Below are 16,779 nucleotides of genomic sequence, written 5' to 3'. Positions count from 1 at the left end.
ATGAAAGGCAGGCATGAGAATCCTCCTGGTGGAAGACGACCGCAAGGCGGCGCGCCTGCTGGCCCGTGGCTTGCAGGAAGAAGGCTTTGTCGTCGACGTGGCGCACAGCGCGGAAGAGGGCGAGGACGAAAGCTACGCCGTCGACTACGACGCGATCGTGCTGGACTGGATGTTGCCGGGCAAGCAGGGCATCGATTTCTGCCGCGATTTGCGCGCGCGCGGCATCCAGACGCCCGTGCTGATGCTCACGGCGCGCGACGCCACGGCCGACCGCGTGGCGGGCCTGAACACGGGCGCCGACGATTACCTGACCAAACCGTTCGAATTCGAGGAGCTGCTGGCGCGCATCCGCGCCTTGCTGCGCCGCTCGGACATCAGCCGCCCGCTGGTGCTGGCGCTGGCGGACCTGACGCTCGATCCCGTCAGCCACCAGGCGACGCGGGCCGGCGCGCCGCTGGTGCTTACGCCCAAGGAATACGCGATTCTGCTGATCCTGCTGCGCCAGGCGGGCGAGGTGGTCAGCCGCGCGCGCCTGGCCGAGCAGATCTGGCAGGCGGACCTGATCGGCATCGATAACCTGATCGACGTCCACGTGCGCAACCTGCGGGGAAAAGTGGATGCGCCGGGCTTGCCGCCCTTGATCCACACGGTGCGCGGACGCGGCTTCCGCCTGGCGGAAAACCATGATGGCTAGCTTTCGCAAGCGATTGCTGCTGGTGCACCTGGCCGTCATCCTCTCCATCGTCGCCTGCACGGCGCTGGCCGGCTACTGGGGCCTGTCGCGCGCCGTGCATGGCCAGCTCGATGCGGCCCTGCTGGCGCTGGCCGAGACGGAAATGGCCATGCTGCCGGCCGCGCCGCGCCAGCCCGTGCAGGTGCACGAGGTGGCGCCGGGACTGGCGCCGCCGTCGTTGACGCGCCTGGACCGCCTGGTGCAGATCATCGATGGCGAAGGCCGCGTGCTGGCGCGCAGCCGCAACCTGGAGGCGGCGCAGCTGCCGGCGCCGCCCGCCCTGCTGGCGCGCCTGGCGGCCGGCGAGACCGTCTTCGAAACCCTGCCCAAGTTCGGCGAAGAGCCGCTGCGCATGGTCTCGATTCCCGTGCCCTCATCCGGCGCGCGCCTGACGGTGCAGGTGGCCGGTTCGCTCGACGACGCCAACCACGTGCTGGCCGCGGCCACCGTGCTGTTTGGCGCCATGGCGCTGGCCTTGCTGGCGGCCGTGGGCCTGGCCGGCGAAATGCTCACGCGCCGCGTGCTGGGCGCCATTGACGATGTGGTGGACCAGGCGCATTCGATCGGCGAAGCCAGCCTGCACCAGCGCCTGCCCCATCCCGGCACGCAGGACGAGATCGGCCGCCTGGTCGATACCCTGAACGCCATGCTGGACCGCCTGGAGCAGGGCTACGATGCGCAGCGCCGCTTCACGGCCGACGCCTCGCACGAACTGCGCTCGCCCCTGTCGCGCCTGCGCACGGAAATCGAAATCACCCTGCGCCGCCCGCGCGAAGCGCCCGAGTATGTCGACGCGCTGGCGTCCTGTCTCGACGAAGTGCAGCGCCTGACGACGCTGGTGGAAGAGCTCCTGATGCTCACGCGCCTGGACGTGGGCCAGGAGCGCAATGCCGTGGAAACCATCGCGCTCAATCCGCTCGTGCGGGCGGCCGCACAGCGGCTGGAAAAGCCGGCCGCGCAGCGCGGCATCCGCATCGTCTTCGATGACAGCGTGGCCGTGCAGGCGCGCGTGGCGGCCGGTCCCGTGGATCTGGTGCTGGCCAATCTGCTCGATAACGCCGTGAAGTTTTCGCCGCCAGGAAGCAGCATCACCGTGCACGTGGCGCGCGAGGGCGAACATGCGTTCGTCGGCGTGGCGGACGCGGGACCGGGCATCGGCGTGGAAGACTTGCCGCATCTGTTCGAGCGTTTTTACCGCGGTGCCCAGGCGCGCGCGGGCGAGGCGCCCGGCTTCGGCCTGGGCCTGGCCCTGTCGCAAGCGATCGTGCACGCGTACGGCGGCAGCATCGAGGCGCGCAACCGCCCGCAAGGCGGCGCGCTGTTCCTCATGCGCCTGCCCGCCTCAAGCTGACGGGGCGACGCCTTCCCAGCGCACCTGCCGCACTTGCGGCCAGGCGCCCGCGCGGTTGACGAAGCGCACCAGCACGGCGCGCTGCACGGCCTGGCACAGCACCGTGGCGATCAGCCGCACCACTTGCCGGGCCTCGTCCCAGCTGCGCAGCATCTGCGACGGCGCCAGGCCAGCGCCTTTGAGTTCGGCCAGCAGCAGGCGCACCACGTGGTCGGCTTGCGCCGCGGGGCAGGTGACGGTCAGGCGGTAGGTGGCCACGACGGGACCGCGCCCGGCAAACCAATGGAAGAATTTTTTCATCATCACACTCCCCGTTCGGCGACAAATTCCGCGTTGTTCACCAGCGCCCAGCGCACGGCCGAGACGCTGCCTTCCAGGCTGACCTGGCTGACGATCTGCTCCAGTAATCCCAGGCTGGAGAGGGGCGTGAGCAGGTCGGCCCGTACTTCGATGCGCCCGGCGTGCGCCGCATCCTCGCTGTGCAAGGATTGCAGCATCAGGGCCGGCATGCCGCTGATCAAGCGCAGCATCAGCTTGCGCACCTGCACTTCCTGCTCCGCCTCGCACACGGCCGTCACGCGGTAGATGCTTTCCGTCTCGATGCCCGCTTCGCTGCCGTGGGCGTTGATGCGTTGCGCCAGGTGGCGCAGCACCAGGTTGGCGATCAGCACGAAGCCCGTGCCGATGGCCGCTTCCAGGGCAAACCCCAGGCCGCACAGGATGCCGATGGCGGCCGAGCACCACAGGGTGGCGGCCGTGTTCAGGCCGCGCACCGTCATCCCCTCGCGCATGATGACGCCGGCACCGAGAAAACCGATGCCCGACACCACCTGCGCGGCGATGCGCATATGGCCCGAGGCATCGCCTTCGAGCACGGAAACCATCACGAACAGCGAGGCGCCGACGGACACCAGCGCATTCGTGCGCAGGCCCGCCATGCGCTGGCGCAGCTGGCGTTCGGCGCCGATCATGGCGCCCAGGGTCAATGCCGCGGCAACGCGCAGCGCAAAGTCAAATACCACCATCAGTTTCTCCCGGCTGGGGAGGAACAGGCGAGTGCAAGGGCGAAGACAATCCGCCCGCAAGGGGGCAGCAGACGATCACGGTGGAACGATGAGGAGGGAAGTGGCGGCGAGAGAGTACTGCCGCTGGTAAAACCGCACCTTGCCGAGGGCAGGGCGGGCGGAATGCGCGCGTCTTGCCTAAGGCCGATCGCCGATGGTCAATCGACTACTGTCACTGGAACAAGCACCCACGAGTCACTCCATATCATTGATAACGGGGACAGTCTAGCCAGTGGGGCCGCTTTGGTCAACTGAAGCTCTCTTCAGGCAGCCGCCGCGTCGTCCCCGCCAATGCGGGGACGGTGAAGGCGACCGGTCAATCAGTGGGCGTGTGCCTTGCCGTCATCGGCGGATTCGGCATGCTCGCCGCTGCCACCGAAAAAGCGCGCGGCGCGCTTGCCCAGGCTGTCGAGATAGGTGTAGGCGACGGGCACCACCACCAGCGTCAATAGCGTCGAGGTGATCACGCCGCCGATGACGGCGCGGCCCATCGGCGCCTGCGATTCGCCGCCGTCGCCCATGCCGATGGCCATCGGCAGCATGCCGAACACCATCGCCAGGGTCGTCATCAGGATGGGCCGCAGACGCACCTGCCCCGCTTCCATCAGCGCCTCGAACTGCCCCAGGCCTTCGCGCTGGCGCTGGTTGGTGAAGTCGACCAGCAAAATCGCGTTCTTCGTCACTAAGCCCATGAGCATGATGAAGCCGATCACGGAGAAGATGTTCAGGGTGCTGCCCGTGATCAGCAGCGCGGCCAGCACGCCGATCAGGGACAGCGGCAAGGACACCATGATGGCGATCGGCTGCAGGAAGCTGCCGAATTGCGACGCCAGCACCAGGTAGATGAAGATCACGGCGATGCCCAGCGCCATCATCGCGCCGCCCATGGTTTCGGCCATCTGCTGCGCATTGCCGGCCACGTCGAAGCGCACGCCCGGCGGCAGGTCGATGGACTTGATGGCCTTCTGCACGTCGGCGCCGACGTCGCCGGCAGGGCGGCCCTGCACGCCAGCATAGATGGCGACGCGGCGCTGCAAGGCCTGGCGTTTGAGCACCTGCGGGCTGGAGGACGGCACGAATTCGACCACCTGGCGCAGCGGAATCATCACGGGCTTGCCGTTCGCGTCAAACTTGCTCGACGCGAGCGACAGGTCGGCCAGGTCGGCCACTTTCTGACGGCCCGATTTCGGCAGCTGCACGTTGACGTCGTAGTTCTGCCCGTCGCTGGCCAGCCAGTGGCTGACCGTGTCGCCCGCCACGAACGGCCGCAAGGCATTGCCGATCTGCTGCACCGACAAGCCCAGGTCGCTGGCCAGTTCGTTATTGATCTTCACGGTGGTCGAGGGATTGGCGCCTTCCTGGCTGTATTCCATGTCGGCCAGGCCCTTGATGTTGCGCATCTTGTCCATCAGGGTGTGCGCCACCGCATCGAGCTTGCCTTCATCCGTGCCGAGGATGGCGATGAAGATGGGACGCTGGCCGACGGACAGGGTGATGCCGGCGATCGGCGCCAGGCGTTCGCGGATCAGTTTTTCCAGTTCTTGCTGCGAGCGGCGCTTGTGCGTCTTGATGTCCGTCAGCTTCAGGTTCACCTCGGCCGTGTTGCGCCCATCGGGCGTGCCGATATTGGCCACCAGGCTGTCGATCTCGGGAAATTCCTTCAAGGCCGTTTCGATCTGGCGCACCTTGGAATCCGTGTATTCGAGGCTGGAGCCGACGGGCGTCTTGAAGCGCAGGTTGACCCAGCCCTGGTCCGTTTCCGGGAACATCTCGCCGCCGATCATGGGCACGAGCATCAGGCTGCCCGCGAACAGCGCCACGGCCGTGGCCAGCGTGGTCTTGCGCCAGCGCAGGGCCACTGCCAGCACCTTGCCGTACCAGACGTGCAGGCGGTCGATGCCCGTTTCGATCCAGGCCATGAAGCGGCCCAGCCACGGCGCGTACTTGAAGCGGTCCTTGACGGGATCGCGCCAGACGGACGACAGCATGGGGTCGAGCGTGAAGCTGACGAACAGCGAGACGAGCACGGCGACGGCCACGGTGATGCCGAACTGCAGGAAGAAGCGGCCGATGATGCCGTCCATGAAGGCGACGGGCACGAACACGGCGACGATGGCGAAGGTGGTGGCCATCACGGCCAGGCCGATTTCATTGGTGCCGTCGTTGGCCGCCTTGTAGTGGTTCTTGCCCATGCCCAGGTGGCGCACGATGTTTTCGCGCACCACGATGGCGTCGTCGATCAACAGGCCGATGCACAGGGACAGCGCCATCAGGGTCAGAAAGTTCAGGGTGAAGCCGAAGGCCTTCATGGCGATGAAGCTGGCCAGCACGGAGATAGGAAGGGTCAATCCCGTGATGATGGTCGAGCGCCACGAGTGCAGGAACAGGAAGACGATCATCATGGTCAGCACGGCGCCTTCGATGATGGTGCGCTTGACGTTATTGAGCTGGCTTTGCACCCGCTCCGATTCGTCATCGAGCACGCGCAGGGTGATATCGGGCGGCAGGGTCTTTTGCAGGTCCGCCGCCACTTTCAGGATGCCGGTGCCCACTTCGACCACGTTGGCGTCCTGCACCTTGGTGATTTCCATGGTCACGGCCTGCTGGCCGTTCATGCGCGAAATCGACAGTTCTTCCTGCTCGCCGTCGACGACGGTGGCCACCTGGTCCAGGTAGACGGGGCCGACGGCGCGGCGCGCGACGATGATCTTGCCGAATTCGCGCGCATCCTTGATCTTGCCTTCCACGCGCACCAGCTGCTCTGCCGCGCCATGGCTGATGGAGCCGGCCGGCAGGTTGGTGTTCGTCGCCTGGATGGCGCGGATCACTTCATCGACGCCGATGCCCTGGGCATTGAGTTCGATCGGCTTCATGCTGATGAGGATCTGGCGCGCGCGCAGGCCGCGCAGCTTGACTTGCCCCACGCCGGCCACGCCCTGGAAGCGCTTGCTGATGATCTGCTCCGTCATGATCGACAGCGCGCGCAGGTCATGCCCGGTCGAGGTCAGCACGATGGTGGCGATGGGGCGTTCGTTGTCGCCCTCGGCGCGGGCGATGAACGGATCCTTGGCTTCCTTCGGGAAGCGCGGGCGCACCAGGGCCACCTTGTCGCGCAAGTCCTGCATGGCCTTGTCCATATTGGTCGACAGCTCGAATTCCAGGTAGACGCCGGCGCGTCCTTCCCACGAATTGGCGCGGATGGTCTTGATGCCGCTGACGGTATTGACGGCGTCCTCGATGGGGCGCGTGATGTCGTTTTCCACGGCTTCGGGCGAGGCGCCCGGGTAGTTCACTTCAATGGCGGCGAACGGAAATTGCACGCTGGGCATGCTCTCCACGCCCAGGCCCCGGTAGGAGAAGATGCCCAGCACCACCAGCGCCACCATGACCATGGTGGCGAAGACGGGGTTTTGAATGCTGACTTTGGTCATCCACATGGCTTAATCCTTTCGTGCCAGCACGGCCGCCGGCGCGGCGGGGGCCGTGGCGGGCGCGGCGAAGGTTACGCCATGGCCCGGTTTTACGCCATCGAGTCTGGCGATGATGACTTTCGCGCCCGGCACCAGGCCCGATTTGACTTCCGCATAGCCTTCATCCTCGTTGCGCAAGCCCAGGGTGACGGGCTGGGCGACCACCTTGCTGTTCACCAGCGCATACACGACGGGGCCCTGCTTTTCGTTGCGCACGGCCGTCAAGGGCACCAGCGGCGCGACGATTGATCGCTCGGTGACGATGCTGCCCTTGGCGAACATGCCGCCGCGCAGCGCGCCATCGCCATTGTCGACGGCGATGTAGACGAGCATGGCGCGCGAGCCGCTCTCGGTGGTGGGGTTGATGCGCATGACCTTGCCGGCGAAGTCGCGCGCGCCGAAACCGTCGACCTTGAAGTGCACGTCCTGGCCCAGCTTGATGCGGGGAATCTCCGCGCTGGGCACGGGCGCTTCCAGGGTCATTTGGGCCAGGTTGACGATGGTGTAGACGGGCATGTCGGGCGAGACTTTTTCGCCCGCCTGCAGATGGCGCTTGCTGACGATGCCGGCCATCGGTGCGCGGATCACCGTGTCGGCCAGCGCGATGCGGGCGATGTCGACCATGGCGGCGGCGGACTTGACGTTGGCGCGCGCCAGGTCGACGGAATTCTGCGTCGTGTCGTAGGCCGTCTGCGAAATGTATTTTTGCTTGAGCAGCGCCTGGCTGTTCGCCTCGTTCTTGGCCGCCATCGACAGGCGCGCCTGCGCTTCGTCCAGCATGGCTTGCTGCTGCGTCAGGCGGGCGCGCAGGTCGGCCGCGTCCAGGCGCACGAGGATTTGTCCGTTGGCCACGTGCTGGCCTTCCTGCAAGGTCGTCTCCTGGATCACGCCGGAAACCTTGGCCTTGATGGTGGCCTGGGTCACGGGCGCCAGCGAACCGGACAGGGGCAGGCTGATACTGAGTGCGCGCGCGTCGATGGCGGCCACGTCGCCCTGCGCCAGTTCATGCACGGGCGTCTTTTCCTGTTCCTTCTTCTTGCTCGCTTGCTGTTCGGCCGCCTTGGCCGCTTGCTGCTTCGACTGCATCACGGTCCAGCCGCCGCCGGCCAGGCCCAGCACGACGAGGATCAAGAGGGGCGTGCGCCAGCGCCGGCGGCGCGTGGCGGCAAGGGGAGAGGCGGGGGGCAGGGTCTCGTTTTTCATAGGTTTTTTTCAGGAGCGGCGCAGGGGTTCGGCGCCAGGTCTCGGTGCGGCCGGCCTGCGGCGGGCCGGGGGAATTCGGGTAGCGCATCACCGTGGCGGCCGCAGACGACACGCCTGCCGCTGCCGCCGTTCACGGCGATGCGCATGTTGCCACTTTAGGAAGATTCAAGTCCGGCCGCCATCGCCGTGCGACAGATTGCACAAAATCGGGGCTGGAATGCAAAAAACGGCGACCAAAGACCACGGCCAGCATGCGCGCCGTGCGCGTCACGATGCTTGCGCCTCCTCAAGAAGCCGATTCGCCGGCGCGCAAGAATGGTCGGGATGGTTGCGCCACCGGACAGGCCATTTGCCCGCCGGTTGCCGCGCGGCCGCGCCACGGGGGGCCTGATGTCTGATCGGATTGTCGGAGCCGCCCCGTCGCCGGGCCGTTTGCTGGCCGCGGCCGAACCGCAGGCGGGGCCGGCCGGCAAGGCGCTCGATTTGCTGTCCATCATCGTTGCCGCCGTCGAGCAGGCGCCCGGCCTGGCCGTGCGTGGCATCGACCGCGACGGCATCGTGCGCTACTGGAGCTTTGGTGCGGCGCGCCTGTACGGCGTGGCGGCCGAGCTGGCGCTGGGCCAGCCGTGGGCCAGGGTGGCCGCCTCGCTGCCCGGTGGCGCCACCCTGGCCGAGGAGCTTGCCGGCGAACTGGCGGCCGTGTGGGAGAGCGGCAAGGCGCGCGGCATGCGCCTGTGGAAGCTCGATGCCGACGGGACCGCGCCGCGCTGCATCTGTTCCACCGTGTTTCCGGTCATGCAGTCCGGACGTGTGCGGCAAGTGGTGTGCATCGATGCCGACATCACGGCCAGCGGCCAGGATGGCGCTGCGCAGGGCGCCTTGTTGTTGATGGGCGACAATTTCCGCCAGTTGTACGAGAAATCCGCCGACGCCATCGTGCTGCTGCGCGACGAGCACATCGCCGAGGCGAATCCGGCCGCCATTGCCTTGTTTCAATGCGAAGACCGGCCACGGCTGCTGGGGCGCCGCCTCAGCGACTTTTCGCCCTTGCGCCAGCCCGATGGCGAATTGTCCTCGTTGCGCGGCACGCAGCTGGCGGCGCAGGCCCACGCCGACGGCAACTGCCGCTACGACTGGCGCTATCAGACGTGCGCGGGCCAGCTGTTCTGGGGCGAAGTGCTGCTCACCTCCGTCACGCTCGACCATAGCTATCTGTTTTACGCCGTGATCCGTGATATTTCCTCACGCAAACTGGCCGAGCGGGCACTGTACCTGTCGGCGCAGGTGGTCGAGCATGCGCGCGAAGCCATCGTCGTGATGGACCCGCAGCAGCGCGTCGTCAGCATGAATCCCGCGTACAGCGAGATCAGCGGCTACAGCCTGGACGACATGCTGGGCAAACCCTTCGTCCCGCACGGCGTCGAGCCGGACGCGCCCGCGTTTTTCGACCATGTGTGGGACGAAGTCGATGCCAACGGTTATTGGCAAGGCGACATCGTCGGCCAGCGCAAGGTGGGCGGGCGCTATCCGGCCTGGCTGTCGCTGACGGCCATCCGCGACCCGCAGGGGCAATTGAGCAATTATCTGGCCATCCTCAGCGACATCAGCGAGCGCAAGAAAAACGAGGAGCACACGCGCCACCTGGCCGAGCACGATTTCCTCACCGACTTGCCGAACCGCGTGCTGCTGCTGGACCGGCTGTCGCTGGCGCTGGCAGCCGCGCGGCGCAAGCTGAGCATGCTGGCCATCCTGTACCTGGATCTCGATCATTTCAAGCACATCAACGACAGCATGGGCCACCACGTGGGCGACCTGCTGCTCAAGGAGGTGGCGCGGCGCCTCGTGCGCTGCGTGCGCGGCGTCGATACCGTCAGCCGGCATGGCGGCGACGAGTTCGTCATCATCCTGGCCGAGGTGGGCGGCATCGACCAGGTGGCCCACGTGGCGGCCAGCCTGCTGCATGCCGTCACGCAACCCTATCAGCTGGGCGAGTACGAATTGCATGTGTCGACCTCGATCGGCGTGGCCATCTTTCCCAGCGATGGCGACAGCATCGATACCCTCGTGCACAACGCCGACATCGCCATGTACCACGCGAAGGAAAGCGGGCGTAACAATTTTCAGTTTTTCAATGCGGAGATGAATGCGCAAATCGTCGAGCGGGCCAGCCTGGAGCAAGGCTTGCGCGCGGCGCTGGGGCGCGACGAATTCGTGCTCGAATTCCAGCCCGCGCTTGATGTCGCCAGCGGGCAAATCCTCGGCGCCGAAGCGCTGCTGCGCTGGCGCCACCCGCAACTGGGCCTGCTGCCGCCCGAGCGTTTCATCGCCGTGGCCGAGGAATGCGGCTTGATGGTGTCGATCGGCAACTGGGTGCTGCAGCAAGCCTGCCGCCGCGCGCGCGCCTGGCACGATGCGGGCCATGCCTGGCGCGTGGCCGTGAATCTGTCGCCGGCGCAATGTCTGCACAATGACTTATTGCTCAGCGTGCAAGAGGCGCTGGCCGTGTCGGGCTTGCCCGCCGCCTGCCTGGAACTGGAAGTGACGGAGTCCTTGCTGATGAAAGGGGGCGCGCGCCTGGCCGGCGTGCTGGCGCAGCTGCGCGCGCTGGGCGCCAGGCTGGCCATCGACGATTTCGGCACCGGCTATTCGCGCCTGGCCAATCTGCGCCATTATCCGGTGGATCAACTCAAGATCGACCCGTCGTTCCTGCCGGCCGCGGCGGACGGCGCGGCAGGCGAGTCCGACACGGCCATCGCCGCCACCATCATCGCCATGGCGCGCGAGCTGCAATTGACGGTGATCGCCGAAGGCGTGGAAACGGCGCAGCAGCTGGCGTATCTGCGGGGGCAGGGCTGCCAGCAATACCAGGGGCGCTATGCCAGCGCGCAAGTGGCGGGCAGTGCTCTGGCGAAGTTATTGAATTAGTGAATGTTTCCCAGCAGCTTGATGCGTGCGAGCACTTGGCCATGGTCGGACGCATGCGGCAATCCCAGCAGCAAATGGTCGTTCAGATACGTCACTTCCTGCAGCACGCCGATGGCGCGCGGCGAGGCGGGGTGGAAATGCTCGGACACGAGGATGTGGTCGATCGTCATGTAGGCGCTGTCGTGGATATTCGTGTAGCCCACGTGGCGCAGGGCATCCTGGCGCAGCTGGATGGCATTGGCGTCGTACAGGCGCGCGCGCATTTCCATGCCCGGTTCGCACGGCGCGCCCGCGCCCATGACGATGGACGTGGTGACGGCATTGGCGATGTCGTTGAAGTCGCCCAGCACGATGCGGGGACGGCCAGTGTGGCCCAGTTCGCTTGCCAGCACGCGCAGGGCCACGGCTTCCGCGCCGCGCCGCTGCAGCGAGCGCAGGTTGGCCAGCGCGTAGGCGGCCGCATCGTTGCCGTCGCCGTGGCGGTAGTCGGGCCGGCGCGATTTCAAGTGCACGACGACCACGTCGGTGAGTTGTCCGCCCGGCAAGATGACCTGGACATGCAGGGGCGCGCGGGCGAAGCGGCAGGCGTTGTCGTCGGCAGGCTGCCTGTCGGCGGACACGGTCACGCCGGCGGGAAAATTCGCCCAAGCAACACCAGCGCCGGCCAGCGGCAGGCGCGATACGAGCGCCACGGTGGGCAGCATGCGTCCGGCAATATCCGTCGCATCGTAGCCGGCCAGCGTGGCTGCGCGGTAGTGGCGCGTGCGCGACAGCACGTCGCGCAGGGCCGCCTGCGAGAAAATTTCCTGGAAACCGATCACGTCGGCGTCGAGCAGGTCGATCTGCCGCGCCGTCCATTCCGCCTTGGCCTCGTATTGCGCCGGGCTCAACGGTTCCAGGTTGTCATACAATTTCGCCCCGGCGGGGGCCAGGTTGCAGACATTGAATGTGGCAAAGCGGATTTCTTCCTGCATAATTAGCACTCCTCACTGAACGATCAGCGTATCACGCATGGCTAAAAAAGAGCATATTTCCGAAACCCAGGCGACGCAGCTGCTGCGCAAGCATCACGTTTCCTTCGAAGAACACCCGTATCCGTACGAGGAGCACGGCGGCACCAGCGTCTCGGCGCGCGAACTGGGGGTACCGGAACATGCGGTGATCAAGACCCTGGTGATGCAGGACGAGGCGGCCAAGCCGATGATCGTGCTCATGCATGGCGATTGCAAGGTGTCGACCAAGAACCTGGCGCGCGGCATCGGCTGCAAGTCCGTCGAGCCATGCAAGCCCGAGGTGGCGCAGCGCCATTCCGGCTACATGATCGGCGGCACCTCGCCGTTCGGCACCAAAAAGACCATGCCCGTGTATGTGGAGCAATCGATCCTGGAATTGCCGCGCATCTACATCAATGGCGGGCGGCGCGGTTTCCTCGTCTCGCTGGCGCCGCAGGTCTTGCTCGACTTGCTCAAGGCCAAGCCGGTGCAGTGCGCGCTGCAAGATTAAGAAAACCAGACGCCGCCCTGTCCCTGGACTGGACGCTGGTGTATATTCTGCTGCGCCAGCCTCGATGCTGGTGCAATAAACACAATAAAGGGAAGAAATGAATCCAGTAATCACAACCGTGGCAATGACAGTGGCCGCTTACTTGCTCGGCTCGATATCGTTTGCCGTGGTGATGAGCAAGGTCTACGGCATTGCCGATCCGCGCACCTATGGCTCGAAAAACCCGGGCGCCACCAACGTGCTGCGCAGCGGCAACAAGGGCGCGGCCATCATGACCCTGCTGGGCGATGGCGCCAAGGGCTGGCTGGCCGTGTTCCTGGCCGACCATTTTGCCAGCGCGCTGGGCGTGGGCGACACGGCCGTGGCCCTGGTCGCCATCGCCGTCTTCCTCGGCCATTTGTGGCCCGTGTTCTTCCGCTTCGTCGGCGGCAAGGGCGTGGCCACGGCCCTCGGCGTGTTGCTGGGCATTAATCCCTGGCTGGGCCTGGCGACCCTGGCCACCTGGCTGATCATCGCCTACGCCTTCCGCTATTCCTCGCTGGCAGCCCTGGTGGCGGCCCTGTTCGCGCCGTTTTACTATGGCTTGCTGTTCGGCGTCGATCCCATCTTGCTGGCCGTGATCGTCATGAGCGTGCTGCTGGCTTACCGCCACAGCCAGAACATCGCGAACTTGCTCTCTGGCAAAGAAAGCAAGATCGGCGGCAAGAAGGATGGGGCCAAGGCGCCCGTCAAGAAAAAGTAAGCGCTTGATTTCCCGCGGCCCGCACGCATATGCAGTGCTTGCGGCGCCGCGCGGTGCGGCCGCCACCGACCCGCGCAAAGGCTGCTCACCATGACCGTTTCCACCACCTCCGCCACACCCGCTCCCCTCCGTATCGATTTCGTTTCCGACGTTTCCTGCCCCTGGTGCGTGATCGGCCTGAAGTCGCTGGAGCAGGCGCTGGACAAGTTGCAAGACACCGTCCAGGCCGAGATCCACTTTCAGCCCTTCGAGCTGAACGCCAATATGCCGCCCGAAGGCGAGGATATCGGCGAACACATCGCCCGCAAATACGGCTCCACTCCCGAACAGATGGCGCAATCGCGCGAAGCGATCCGCGCGCGCGGCGAACAGCTGGGCTTTACCTTTGCGATGGACAAGCGCGGGCGCATCTACAACACTTTCGACGCGCACCGGCTGCTGCACTGGGCCGGGCTGGAAGGGCGCCAGAAGCAACTCAAGATGGCGCTGTTCGATGCCTACTTCACGCAAGGCCAGGATCCGTCCTCGCACGAGGTGCTGCTGAACGTGGCGGGCAAGGTGGGCCTCGATACCGCGAAAGCGGCCGAGGTGCTGGCGTCCGATGCCTATGCGGACGAGGTGCGCGCGCAGGAGCGCTTCTACCAACAGAACGGCATCAATTCGGTGCCCGCCGTCATCATCAACGAGCGCCACCTGATTTCCGGCGGCCAGCCTCCCGAGGTGTTTGAGCAAGCCTTGCGCCAGATCATCACCGGCGCCTGAACGGGGCGCCAATGGCGCGCGCCATGGCAGACTTTTTGCGCTACACTCGGCGCAGAAGGAGGATAGTCAAATGCCAACAGCCAGCTGGAATGGCGCCGTCATCGCGCAAGCCGCCGACGATCAGGTGCAAGTCGTTGAAAACAATGTATATTTTCCTTTGTCGGCGGTGACGCAGGAGTACCTGCGTCCCAGCAGCCACACGAGCGTCTGCCCGTGGAAGGGCACGGCCAGCTATTACGACCTCGTCGTCGATGGCCAGACGAATGCCAACGCCGCCTGGTACTATCCCCAGCCCAAGGACGCCGCCAAGCAAATTGCCGGCCACGTCGCCTTCTGGCGCGGCGTGAGCGTCGGGCGCTGACCTGACTCCCGCGATTTTCCCACCATTCCCACAGAAAGCAGACGATGGATTTACGCCTCGCCGTGTACCAGCTCGCCTCGGCCCATGCGCTCGATGCCCAACAAACCCGGCAGTTGCAGGAAGCGGCCGGCTTCCAGCGCGAACCGGCGCGCCTGGCCTACTGGCTGCCGCGCGGCGTGGCCGTGCTGGGCGCCGCGCTGCTGGGCATGGGCTTGATCTGCTGGGTCGCCGCCAACTGGGAAGACCTGGGCCGCATGGGCCGCTTTGCCCTGCTGCAAGGCGTGCTGGCCGCCGCCTGCGTGGGCGCCTTCGCCGTGCCCAAGGCGCGCATCCCGCTGCTGCTGATGGCCTTGCTGGCCATCGGCGGCCTGTTCGCGTATTTCGGCCAGACCTACCAGACGGGCGCCGATCCGTGGCAGCTGTTCGCCCTGTGGGCCGTGCTGGCCTTGCCCCTGTGCCTGGTGGCGCGCAGCGACGTGCTGTGGACGCCGTGGATGCTGGTGCTGGCCACGGCCGCCGCCCTGTGGATGCAGGCGCATGCGCGCCACAGCTGGCGCATCGATTCGGCCGATCTCTCCATTTTCGTCAGCGGCTGGCTGGCCGTGCTGCTGGCCTGTGCGTTTGTCTCGCCCCTGCTGGCGCGCTGGACGGGCGCGGGCAACTGGGCCTTGCGCCTGGGTCTGGTGCTGGCCACCATCCTCATCACGGGCACGGCCGTCAGTGCCTTGTTCGGCAATGAGATCGAATCGCCGTACTGGGCCGGTCTCGGCTTGCTGGCCGTCGCCGCTGTCCTGCTGGCCACGCGCCGCTACTTTGACGTGTTCGGCCTGAGCGCCGTCGCGCTCGGTATCAATACCTTGCTGGTGGGAGGGCTGACGCACGTGCTGTTCAACGGGCATGGCGATGGCGTCGGCGCGCTGGCCATGCTGGGCTTGCTGGCCGCCGTGCTGCTGGCGCTGACCGTGCAAGGCATTCTGTGGCGCACGCGCCAGGAGGCGGCATGAGCAAGATGAACATTCAGCGCGACGATGCGCTCGCCACCCTGATCGACGATGCCACGCGCGCCGGCCTGTTGCCGCCCAACGCCAGCCGCCCCGTGCAGGATGTACGGCCGTGGCCGCTGGTGCTGATGACGGCCTTCGGCGCCTGGCTTGCCGCCATCCCCCTGATGATCGCGCTGGGCGTGGGCCTGGAAAGCGTGGTGCGCCACGGCCCCGGCGCGTATGTCGTGGCCGCCATCGTGCTGGTGGTGTCCGTGCTGCTGATCCGCACGCGCGGCGTGGCGCTGTTTGTCGAGCAGCTGGCCGTGCCCTGCCTGCTGGTGGGCGGCGGCTTGCTCGGTTATGCCCTGTACCGCGACTATTCCACGCAGACGGCGTCGCTGCTGCTGTGCCTGGCAACCCTGGTGGTGGCCGCCGCCTTGCCGCGCGACTGGCTGCGCGTGCTGCTGGGTCTGGTCGCCTGCGGCCTGCTGGGGCTGGGCATCGTCGACAGCACGCGCGACTGGATCTTCGATAACGACCCGACGCAACTGTATCTGGCCTGGATGCTGGCCCTGGCACTCTGGCTGGCGGCCCACTGGCTGCAGAAGCAGGCCTTCAACGATGGCCGCGGCGCCCCCGTCGCCGCCTTCCTGGAATCGCTGTCGACGGGGTGGGTCCTGGCCATCTTGCTGGGACTGGTCTTCTGGTCCGGCATGACCTTCATGCTGGGCGGTGCCTTGGGCGGCGGCTTCACGGGCGAAGTGGCGCGCGAAGTGAGCCGGCACCATGCCGGCGCCTGGTATGCGCAAGCGTTGAACGGCGTCTCGCTCGTGCTGGCCACGGCCGCCGCCGCCTGGACGGGCTGGCGCTGGCCGGCGCTGCGCCAGTTGCCCGCCATCGGCGTGGCGCTGGTGCTGATCGTGCTGGCGTGGTTCATGCCGGCGCTGGGGCCCGTGCTGCTGATCCTCGCCTACTGCGTGACGAGCGGGCGTACACGCGTGGCCGTGGCCGCCGCGCTGGCGGCGGCGTGGATCATCGGCAGTTTTTATTACCAGCTGGCCTGGCCGCTGGCCAGCAAGGCGGCGCTGCTGGCCGTGGCCGGCGCCGTGCTGTGCGCCCTGTCGTGGCTGGCCACGCGCGGCGCCGTGCTGCACCTGGTGGAAAGCAAGCCGGCGGACGTGGCGGTCGAACGCCGCTTCTTGCGCCTGGGTGCGCTGGGCGGCTTGCTGCTGGTGCTGCTGGTCGCCAACGGCGGCATCTGGCAGAAGGAGCAATTGATTGCCAAGGGCGAGGCCATCTTCGTGGCGCTGGAACCCGTCGATCCCCGCTCGCTGATGCAGGGCGACTACATGCGCCTCAATTTCGTCAACCTGGGCGTCCTCTCCACGTTGGCCAGCGTGGAGCGGGCGCCGGGCCGTCCCTTCGTGGTGGCCCGGCGCGATGCGCGCGGCGTGGCCGAACTGCTGCGCCCGTACACCAGGGAGGCGCTGGCGCCCGGCGAATTCCTGCTCGAGCTGACGCCGAAGGATGGCAACTGGGTGCTGGTCAGCGATGCCTGGTTCTTCAAGGAAGGCGAGGCGGCGCGCTGGGAAAAGGCCCGCTATGGCGAGTTCCGCGTGCTGCCCGATGGCCGCGCCTTGCTGGTGGGCATGCGTGGGGAAGATTTACAGGCGCTGTAGCCG

At 66.5% G+C, this 16,779-nt stretch carries 14 protein-coding genes; 9 read left to right on the top strand and 5 right to left on the bottom strand.

The genetic code is table 11. From position 1 onward, the window contains the following. Nucleotides 1–13 precede the first annotated feature (13 nt). Together AC07VH_RS21060 and AC07VH_RS21055 are read left to right on the top strand one after the other, a co-directional pair. Nucleotides 14–694: a response regulator transcription factor gene (locus AC07VH_RS21060; RefSeq protein ID WP_475417327.1), complete on the top strand. Its 681-nt coding sequence runs from the start codon at nucleotides 14–16 to the stop codon at nucleotides 692–694. Next, on the top strand, nucleotides 687–2,084 hold the full coding sequence (locus AC07VH_RS21055; protein ID WP_494787911.1) for a sensor histidine kinase: 1,398 nt from the start codon (nucleotides 687–689) through the stop codon (nucleotides 2,082–2,084). Before AC07VH_RS21060 ends, AC07VH_RS21055 begins: the two co-directional genes overlap by 8 nt. On the opposite strand, the gene AC07VH_RS21050 is transcribed toward AC07VH_RS21055, so the two are convergent. The 4 genes from AC07VH_RS21050 to AC07VH_RS21035 form a co-directional block, all read right to left on the bottom strand. Continuing rightward, nucleotides 2,076–2,387, bottom strand: a complete 312-nt coding sequence (locus AC07VH_RS21050; RefSeq protein ID WP_494787884.1) for a hypothetical protein — start codon at nucleotides 2,385–2,387, stop codon at nucleotides 2,076–2,078. The genes AC07VH_RS21055 and AC07VH_RS21050 overlap by 9 nt on opposite strands. After that, the gene (locus AC07VH_RS21045) at nucleotides 2,387–3,106 is read right to left on the bottom strand and encodes an MgtC/SapB family protein (protein ID WP_205412515.1); all 720 of its coding nucleotides are present in this window, start codon (nucleotides 3,104–3,106) and stop codon (nucleotides 2,387–2,389) included. The genes AC07VH_RS21050 and AC07VH_RS21045 overlap by 1 nt, the downstream gene beginning before the upstream one ends. A 362-nt stretch (nucleotides 3,107–3,468) precedes the next feature. Further along, nucleotides 3,469–6,585 carry an efflux RND transporter permease subunit gene (locus tag AC07VH_RS21040; protein WP_494787883.1) on the bottom strand — a complete coding sequence of 1,039 codons (3,117 nt, stop codon included), beginning with the start codon at nucleotides 6,583–6,585 and terminating at the stop codon, nucleotides 3,469–3,471. A 3-nt stretch (nucleotides 6,586–6,588) separates the two neighbouring features. Next, the gene (locus AC07VH_RS21035) at nucleotides 6,589–7,821 is read right to left on the bottom strand and encodes an efflux RND transporter periplasmic adaptor subunit (RefSeq protein WP_494787882.1); all 1,233 of its coding nucleotides are present in this window, start codon (nucleotides 7,819–7,821) and stop codon (nucleotides 6,589–6,591) included. 390 nt (nucleotides 7,822–8,211) lie between these two features. Between AC07VH_RS21035 and AC07VH_RS21030 the strand changes: the two genes are divergently transcribed. After that, on the top strand, nucleotides 8,212–10,746 hold the full coding sequence (locus AC07VH_RS21030; protein ID WP_494787881.1) for a sensor domain-containing protein: 2,535 nt from the start codon (nucleotides 8,212–8,214) through the stop codon (nucleotides 10,744–10,746). Here the strand turns inward: AC07VH_RS21030 and AC07VH_RS21025 are convergent. Then, nucleotides 10,743–11,720 (bottom strand): endonuclease/exonuclease/phosphatase family protein, encoded by a 978-nt coding sequence (locus tag AC07VH_RS21025; RefSeq protein ID WP_475417332.1) that lies wholly within the window; start codon nucleotides 11,718–11,720, stop codon nucleotides 10,743–10,745. The two genes, AC07VH_RS21030 and AC07VH_RS21025, sit on opposite strands and share 4 nt — an antisense overlap. Before the next feature lie 37 nt (nucleotides 11,721–11,757). Here AC07VH_RS21025 and ybaK point away from each other — a divergent pair, with 37 nt between their 5' ends. The 6 genes from ybaK (at nucleotide 11,758) to AC07VH_RS20995 (ending at nucleotide 16,776) form a co-directional block, all read left to right on the top strand. Further along, the gene (gene ybaK, locus AC07VH_RS21020) at nucleotides 11,758–12,249 is read left to right on the top strand and encodes a Cys-tRNA(Pro) deacylase (RefSeq protein WP_494787880.1); all 492 of its coding nucleotides are present in this window, start codon (nucleotides 11,758–11,760) and stop codon (nucleotides 12,247–12,249) included. A 97-nt stretch (nucleotides 12,250–12,346) separates the two neighbouring features. Next, nucleotides 12,347–12,991, top strand: a complete 645-nt coding sequence (gene plsY / locus AC07VH_RS21015; RefSeq protein ID WP_289945846.1) for a glycerol-3-phosphate 1-O-acyltransferase PlsY — start codon at nucleotides 12,347–12,349, stop codon at nucleotides 12,989–12,991. Nucleotides 12,992–13,081: 90 nt separating this feature from the next. Continuing rightward, a complete protein-coding gene (locus AC07VH_RS21010; protein ID WP_494787879.1) occupies nucleotides 13,082–13,753 on the top strand; it encodes a DsbA family oxidoreductase in 672 nt (223 codons plus the stop codon). 70 nt (nucleotides 13,754–13,823) lie between these two features. Then, on the top strand, nucleotides 13,824–14,114 hold the full coding sequence (locus tag AC07VH_RS21005) for a DUF427 domain-containing protein (protein ID WP_475417334.1): 291 nt from the start codon (nucleotides 13,824–13,826) through the stop codon (nucleotides 14,112–14,114). A gap of 44 nt (nucleotides 14,115–14,158) precedes the next feature. Beyond that, nucleotides 14,159–15,118 (top strand): DUF2157 domain-containing protein, encoded by a 960-nt coding sequence (locus tag AC07VH_RS21000; protein ID WP_494787878.1) that lies wholly within the window; start codon nucleotides 14,159–14,161, stop codon nucleotides 15,116–15,118. Continuing rightward, nucleotides 15,115–16,776: a GDYXXLXY domain-containing protein gene (locus AC07VH_RS20995; RefSeq protein WP_494787877.1), complete on the top strand. Its 1,662-nt coding sequence runs from the start codon at nucleotides 15,115–15,117 to the stop codon at nucleotides 16,774–16,776. Before AC07VH_RS21000 ends, AC07VH_RS20995 begins: the two co-directional genes overlap by 4 nt. Nucleotides 16,777–16,779: the final 3 nt, after the last annotated feature.

This window comes from Janthinobacterium sp. GW821-FHT03C10 (assembly GCF_059420865.1).
This window is presented reverse-complemented; position numbering and strand designations above follow the sequence as displayed.

Bases quoted from the DNA above. Each gene is read 5' to 3' on its own strand.
- plsY (WP_289945846.1), top strand. From the start codon at position 12,347: ATGAATCCAGTAATCACAACCGTGGCAATGACAGTGGCCGCTTACTTG.
- AC07VH_RS21060 (WP_475417327.1), top strand. From the start codon at position 14: ATGAGAATCCTCCTGGTGGAAGACGACCGCAAGGCGGCGCGCCTGCTG.
- ybaK (WP_494787880.1), top strand. From the start codon at position 11,758: ATGGCTAAAAAAGAGCATATTTCCGAAACCCAGGCGACGCAGCTGCTG.
- AC07VH_RS21035 (WP_494787882.1), bottom strand. From the start codon at position 7,821: ATGAAAAACGAGACCCTGCCCCCCGCCTCTCCCCTTGCCGCCACGCGC.
- AC07VH_RS21040 (WP_494787883.1), bottom strand. From the start codon at position 6,585: ATGTGGATGACCAAAGTCAGCATTCAAAACCCCGTCTTCGCCACCATG.
- AC07VH_RS21025 (WP_475417332.1), bottom strand. From the start codon at position 11,720: ATGCAGGAAGAAATCCGCTTTGCCACATTCAATGTCTGCAACCTGGCC.
- AC07VH_RS20995 (WP_494787877.1), top strand. From the start codon at position 15,115: ATGAGCAAGATGAACATTCAGCGCGACGATGCGCTCGCCACCCTGATC.
- AC07VH_RS21030 (WP_494787881.1), top strand. From the start codon at position 8,212: ATGTCTGATCGGATTGTCGGAGCCGCCCCGTCGCCGGGCCGTTTGCTG.
- AC07VH_RS21050 (WP_494787884.1), bottom strand. From the start codon at position 2,387: ATGATGAAAAAATTCTTCCATTGGTTTGCCGGGCGCGGTCCCGTCGTG.
- AC07VH_RS21000 (WP_494787878.1), top strand. From the start codon at position 14,159: ATGGATTTACGCCTCGCCGTGTACCAGCTCGCCTCGGCCCATGCGCTC.
- AC07VH_RS21055 (WP_494787911.1), top strand. From the start codon at position 687: ATGGCTAGCTTTCGCAAGCGATTGCTGCTGGTGCACCTGGCCGTCATC.
- AC07VH_RS21010 (WP_494787879.1), top strand. From the start codon at position 13,082: ATGACCGTTTCCACCACCTCCGCCACACCCGCTCCCCTCCGTATCGAT.
- AC07VH_RS21005 (WP_475417334.1), top strand. From the start codon at position 13,824: ATGCCAACAGCCAGCTGGAATGGCGCCGTCATCGCGCAAGCCGCCGAC.